Origin of the sequence: Stenotrophomonas sp. HMWF023 (genome assembly GCF_003060985.1) — a bacterium.
GTDB classification, from domain to species: Bacteria; Pseudomonadota; Gammaproteobacteria; order Xanthomonadales; family Xanthomonadaceae; genus Stenotrophomonas; species Stenotrophomonas lactitubi.
In genome coordinates this window covers 5059-12138 of the sequence record NZ_QAIJ01000308.1, presented here as the reverse complement: position 1 = coordinate 12138, position 7080 = coordinate 5059, and the positions used below count along the sequence as shown (strand labels likewise).

The following is a 7080-nucleotide window of genomic DNA, read 5'->3' as shown; positions in this document are numbered from 1 at the left end:
GTGTTGATGGTGGTACCGCCGGTGTAGGTGTTGTTGCCGGTCAAGGTCAGCGTGCCGGCTCCGGCCTGGGTCAGCCCGCCGCTGCCACTGACCACGCCACCGAGCGTGGTGTTGCCACCGACGTTGAACACCAGGCTGCCGCTGTTGCCGACGTCGCCGATGATCGCCCCCGTTGCACCACCATTGCCCACCTGCAGGGTGCCACCGCTGTTGATGGTGGTGCCGCCGGTATAGGTGTTGTTGCCGGTCAGGATCAGCGTACCGCTGCCGGCCTGGGTCAGGCCACCGCTGCCGCTGAGAGTCCCACCGAGTGTCGTGTTGGCCGACAGGTTGACCACCAGCGCACCGTTGTTGGTCACGTCGCCGACGATCGCACCGGTCGCGCCGCCATTGCCGATCTGCAACGTGCTGCCACCGTTGATGGTGGTGCCACCGGTGTAGGTGTTGTTGCCGGTCAGGGTCAACGTGCCGGTGCCGGTCTGCACCAGGCCACCGCTTCCACCGATGGTGCCGCCGAAGGTGGTGCTGGTATTGCTGCCGCCGGTGGTCAGGGTGGAACCGCCCAGCACCACGTTGCCGCTGGCAACACCGGCCAGGCCACCGATGCTCTGGTTGCCGGCCGCACTGATGTCCAGCGTTCCGGCGCCGGCCAGATTCACCGTGCTGGCCGAGGACAGGCTGCCACCGGCGGCGACTGCCAGGGTGCCGCTGTTGATCGTCGTGGTACCGGTGTAGCTGCTGGCACCGCCCAGGGTCACCGTCGCTGCGCCATCCTTGAGCAGGCTGCCACTGCCGGCGATATCGCCGTCCAGCGTCAGCGGCGTGCCGCCCAGCAGGGTCAGCGTGCCGCTTGCCAGCTGCACGTTGTTGCCCAGGGTCAGCGGCACTGTGCCGTCCAACGTGGCATCGCCGCCCACGGTCAGCGCGCCGGTACCCAGGGCACCATTGCTGCCCAGCGACAGGCCACCGGCATTGAGCGCCACTCCACCGCCGAAGGTGTTGCTGCCGGTCAGGCCGAGCACGCCCGCACCGTTCTTGATCAGGCCACCGGTGCCGCTGATGTCGCCGGCGAACGTGCTGTTGCCCGCTGCATTGGTGGTCAGCGTGTTGCCGCCAAGACTGATCGTGCTGCCGGCGGCGCCGGACAACGTACCGATGGCCTGATTGCCACCGCTGGAGATATCAAAACCGGTACCGGCGTTGGCCAGGTTCACCGCGCCTGTTGCGGCCAGGCTGCCACCGGCACCGATCGCCAGCGTGCCGGCGTTGATGGTGGTGCCGCCAGTGAAGGTGTTGGCGCCGGTCAGAGTTTCGGTACCGGTGCCGGCCTTGATCAGGCCACCGGTACCGCCGATCGAACCACTGAACACACCGTTGCTGGCATCGCCGATGGTCAGCGTGTTCGCGCCGAGGTTGACCGTGCCATTGCCGATCAGTGTGCCGAATACCTGCGTGCCACTGCCCGCTGAAAGATCGAAGGTGGCACCCGTGGCCAGATTGACGATGCCGCCTGCGTTGAGGCTCGCACCGGCACCGAGCGCGAGCGTGCCCGCATTGATGTTGGTCCCGCCGGTATAGGTGTTGGTGCCGTTCAACGTGAGGGTAGCAACGCCGTCCTTGGTCAGGCTGCCGGTGCCCGACAGGTCGCCATTGAGCGTGAGATCGTTGCTGCCCAGTACGGTCAGGCCCGCGTTGAGCACGATGTTGTTGGCCAAGGCCACTGCACTGCTGGAATCGAGCGTGGAAGCGCCGCCGACAGTCAGCGCGCCGGTACCCAGCGCAGCGTTGTTGCCCACCACCAGCCCGCCGGCATTGAGGGTGACGCCGCCACCGAACGTGCTGGCACCGTTGAGCGTCTGCACGCCGCTGCCATTCTTGACCAGTCCACCGCTGCCGGTCAGGCCACCGTTGAAGGTCGCGTCGGTGGTGCCTCCCAGGGTCAGGCTGTTGCCGCCCAGCGACACCGTGCTGCCGGCCACGCCCGCCAGCGAACCGATGCTCTGGTTGCCACCGGCAGAGATATCGAACGTGCCGGTACCGGCCAGGTTCACCGCACCGCTCGGCGACAGGCTTCCGCCCGCGCCGATCGCCAGCGTGCCGCTGTTGATGACGGTACCGCCGGTGAAGGTGTTGCCGCCGGTCAGGGTGACCGTTGCCGCGCCATTCTTGATCAGGCCGCCATCGCCGGAGATCGCCCCACCCAGGGTCAGCGCATTGCTGCCCAGCAGGTTGAGCGTAGCGCCCGCCAGCAGGCCGATGTCGTTGCCGAGGTTCGCGGCGATGCTGCTGTCCAGCGACGCGTTGGCGCCCACGGTCAGCGCGCCGGTACCCAGCGCACCATTGTTGCCGACCACCAGGCCACCGCCATTGAGTGCCACGCCGCCACCGAAGGTGTTGGCACCGCCCAGCGTCTGGATGCCCGTACCGTTCTTGATCAGCCCACCGGTCCCACCGATCACGCCATTGAAGGTGCCGTTGTCGGTGCCGCCGAAGGTCAGCGTGTTGCCACCCAGCGCCACCGTGCTGCCGGCGACGCCGTTGAGCGCGCCGATCGCCTGGTTGCCAGCGGCCGAGATGTCGAAGCCGGTACCCGGTCCGGAAAGCGTAACCGCGCCTGTTGCCGCCAGGCTGCCACCGGCACCGATCGCCAGCGTGCCCGCATTGATCAGCGTGCCACCGGTGAAGGTGTTGGCACCGGTCAGTGTTTCAGTGCCGGTGCCCTCCTTGATCAGGCCACCGGTACCGGCGATGGAACCGCTGAAGACACCGTTGGTCGGTCCGCCGACGGTGATCGAGTTCGCGCCCAGGTTGACCATGCCATTGCCGGTCAGGGTGCCGAAGGTCTGGTTGCCGCTGCCCGCAGAGAGATCCAGCGTAGCGCCGGTGGCCAGGTTGACGATGCCGCTGGCGGCCAGGCTTGCACCTGCCCCCAGTGCCAGCGTGCCGGCATTGACGTTGGTGCCGCCGGTATAGGTGTTCACGCCATTGAGGGTGAGCGTGGCAGCACCATTCTTGGTCAGGCTACCAGCGCCGGAGATCACCCCGTTGAGCGTCAGCGCGTTGCTGCCCAGCACCGTCAAGCCGGCGTTGAGTGTGATGTTGTTGACCAGCGTCGCTGCCAGGCTGGTGTCGAGCGTTGCCGCACCACCCACGGTCAGCGCACCGCTGCCCAGCGCCGCGTCATTGCCGATCACCAGGCCACCGGCATTGAGGCCGACGCCGCCGCCGAAGGTGTTGGCGCCGGACAGGGTCTGCACCCCTGCGCCCACCTTGACCAGGCCACCGCCTCCGCTGATCTCGCCGCCGAACACCGCATTGGTGGCGGTGCCGAAGGTCAGTGAATTTCCGCCCAGCGCGACCGTCGAATCGAGCACGCCATTCAGCGCACCGATGGTCTGGCCGCCGGTTGCCGCCGATATGTCAAAGCCCGCCCCAGCACCGCCGAGGGTGACGTCACCACCGACAGCCAGGCTGCCACCTGCGCCAAGTGCCAGGGTTCCAGCGTTGATCGTGGTACCGCCGACGTAGGTGTTCGCATTGGTCAGGGTCAACGAGGCCGCACCATTCTTGACCAGTGCACCATTGCCGGCCACCACACCGCCGAGCGTCAGCGCATTGCTGCCCTGCAGGGCAAGCGTGGTACCCGAAGCCAGGTTGATCGCGTTGCCTACGGTGTAGGCTGCGGCAGTATCCAGCGTTGCATTGCCGCCGACGTTGAGCGCGCCCGTTCCCAGAGCGCCGGCATTGCCCAGCTGCAGGTTGCCACCGTTCAACGCCAGGCCGCCACTGAAGCCGTTGGCGTTGCCGAGGGTCAATGTACCGGCGCCGTTCTTGACCAGACTGCCGGTACCGGACACTACGCCACCGAGCGTCAGTGCGTTGCTGCCGATCAGCGTCAGTGCCGAGCCTGCGCCGAGGTTGACCGCATTGGTCAGATCAAGCGCAACACTGCCATCCAGGCTGGCGTTCGCAGCAACGTTCAGCGCGCCGGTTCCAAGCGCTCCACTGTTGCCCAGCAGCAGGCCGCCGCCCGCCAGGCTCAGGCCGCCACCAAAGGTATTGGCACCATTGAGCGTCAACACCGTGGCGCCGCTCTTCACCAGGCCACCGTCGCCGGACACCACGCCGCCCAAGGTGACGTTCTGGCTGCCGGGGAGCGTGAGGATCGCACCGGTACCCAATGCAACGTCGTTGGTCAGGTTCAGCGCGGTCGATCCGTCCAGCGATACGTTGCCACCGATGTTCAGCGCGCCGGTCCCGGCCGCTGCACTGCTGCCCAGCAGCACGCTGCCGGCATTGAGGTTCAGACCTCCGCTGAAGCCATTGGCGCCGTTCAAGGTCAACAACGAGGCGCCGTTCTTGGTGAGGCTGCCGACGCCGGAGATGTCGCCGGTCAGGGTGATGTTGTTGCTGCCCCCCAACGTCAGCTCCGCGCCGAGGTTGACGAGGTTGCCCAGGTTGAGCGCGGTAGTGCCGTCCAGCGTCGCAGCACCGGTGATGCTCAGCGCGCCGGTTCCCAGCGCGCCGCTGTTGCCCAGCAGCAGCCCGCCGGCATTGAGCGCGACGCCGCCGGTAAAGGTGTTTGCACCGGTCAATGTCTGTACGCCACTGCCGTTCTTTACCAGGCCTCCGCCGACGCCACTGATCACACCGGCAAAGGTCTGGTTGGTCGCGCTGCCAAAGGCAAGCGTGTTCGCGCCCAGAGCCACGGTGGTACCTGCCACGCCGGACAGTGCACCGATGGTCTGATTGCCCCCCAGGGAAAGATCCAGCGCCGCCCCTGCGCCCGACAGGTTGACCGCGCCGGTCGCGGCCAGGCTGCCACCACTGCCCAGCGCCACCGTCCCGGCAGCCACGTTCAGGCCGCCGTTGAAGGTATTGGCGCCGGTCAGCGTCAGGGTCGAAGCGCCACTCTTTATCAGGCCGCCGTTGCCACCCAGGACGCCGCCCAGCGTCAGCGGCTGGCCGCCCAGCACGTTGAGCGAACCACCCGCGGCAAGGTTGATGTTGTTGGTCAGGTTCAACGCGGCGCTTGCATCCAGCGTGGCGGCATTGTTGATGTCCAGCAGGCCGGTACCCAGTGCCGTGTTGCTGCCCAGCAGCAGGTTGCCGCCATTGACGACCACACCGCCGCCGAATGTGTTGCCGCCATTCAACGTCAGCAGTGCGGCGCCGTTCTTGACCAGGCTGCCGTCGCCGGAAATCATACCGTTGAACACCAACGGCTGCCCGCCCTGCAGCGCCAGCGAACCTCCGGCGCCAAGCGAGACGTCGTTGCCCAACGAAAGCGCGGTTGTGCCATCCAGAGTGACTTCAGCACCGACGCTCAACGTACCTGTGCCCAGCGCGTTGTTGTTGCCCAGCAGCAGCCCGCCCCCGTTGAGGGCCACGCCGCCGGTAAGCGCGTTGCTGCCCAACAGGGTCTGTATGCCGGCACCCACCTTGATCAAGCCGCCCGTGGTGCCGGTGAAGTTGCCGGCGAAGCTGGTGTTTCCGAGCCCGCCGAGGGTCAATGTGTGAGTGCCCAGGCTGACCGTACCGCCAAGCCCGGCCAGCGAACCAACGGTCTGGTTGGCCGCCGCGGTGAGGTCCAGCGTCGTACCGGTGGCCAGCGTCAACGCACCGGTGGACGACAGATTGCCGCCGGCACCGATCGCCAGCGCGCCTCCGGTGATCGAGAAACCACCGGTCAGTGAATTCGCGCCGCCAAGGGTCAGCGTGCCCGCACCGCTCTTGATCAGGTTGCCCGCGCCGGACAGCGAGCCATTGAGGGTGACCGCATTGCTGCCGAGCAGATTGAGGTTGCCACCGCCGTTGACGACGATGTTGTTGGCGAGGTTGAAGGCACCGCTGGTATCCAGCGATGCGGTGCCGCCTACCGTCAGGTTGCCGCTGCCCAGTGCGCCCGCATTGCCCAGCAGCAAGCCACCGGCGTTGAGGTTGACGCCGCCGAAGAACAGATTCGCGCCGCCCAGGCTCACTACACCGGCATTGGTCACGGTGAGGCCACCGGCCCCGGAGAGCACGCCACTCAGGCTGAAGGCGTTGGTGCCGCCCAGCGTCAGTCTGCCCGTGTTGAGTGAGAAGGGATTTGCAAGCGTAAGCCCGGCCGTCGAGGCTGCGATGGCACCGCCATTGACGTTGAAGGTACCCGCCCCGAACGAAGCTGCGTTGTTGAAATTGACCAGGCCGTCGTTGATCGTAGCGCCGGTTCCGCTCCAGGCGCCCAGCAGGTTCCAGGTGCCGCTGTTGACGGTCAGGTTTTCGAATCCGGTATAGGTGCCCCAGTTGAGGTCGGTCACCGCCCCGCCGGTACCCGTGCCAGGGCCCAAGGTGTTGTTCTGCAGCAGCAGACGATCGTTCAGGCTGTTGCCACCATTGACGATACCCGCCGCCGCCAGGTTGACGTTGATACCCGAGATCACACCTGCGGTTCCGACACCGGCATTGACCACACTGGAGCCCGACACCGCGGTAAAGCTGTTGCCTCCGGCAGAGTTGCCCAGGTGCGCACTGCCGTTGAGCGTGCCGGCGTTGATGAAGGTGTTGCCGGTCGGCGCGCTGGTGGCTTCGAATCCGATACGGCCGGTGATGGTGCCGGTATTGGTGAAATGGGTCTGCGCACCGCCATAACTGACTATCGCGGTGGCATCGGCAGTGGTGAACAGTCCCACTCCGAGAATGGACATGTCCACGATGCCGTCGTTGCTGATGTTGGTGACACCGCCGGACGCGTTCTGCACCACCAGTGCTTGCCCACCAATACCCAGCAGCGAGCCGATGTTGACCAGGCCCTTGATGCTGCCGCCGGACTGGTTGTTGACGTTGATGGTGTTGCCACCAGCCGTGTTGTTGCCCAGCGACATACCTGCTGCCGCAAGACTCAGGCCACCGTTGAGGGTGGGATCGATCGTGCCCTGGTTGTTCACGGTGATGCCGTTTCCGGACAGCCTTACCGCAGTGCCACCCAGCAGCGGCGGCACGCTGAGCACCGCGCCGGTCTGGATGTTGAGGGTCACGCCATTCGTGTTGTCGTTCAGTACGTTGGTATTGGACCCGGTCGCGCAGGTAATCACCGTA

1 protein-coding gene is annotated in these 7080 nt (G+C 66.3%); it reads right to left on the bottom strand.

The features are described from left to right. Window positions 1-7080: autotransporter-associated beta strand repeat-containing protein (locus DBR20_RS18120; protein WP_258223423.1), on the bottom strand; the 7080-nt coding region annotated here is incomplete at both ends.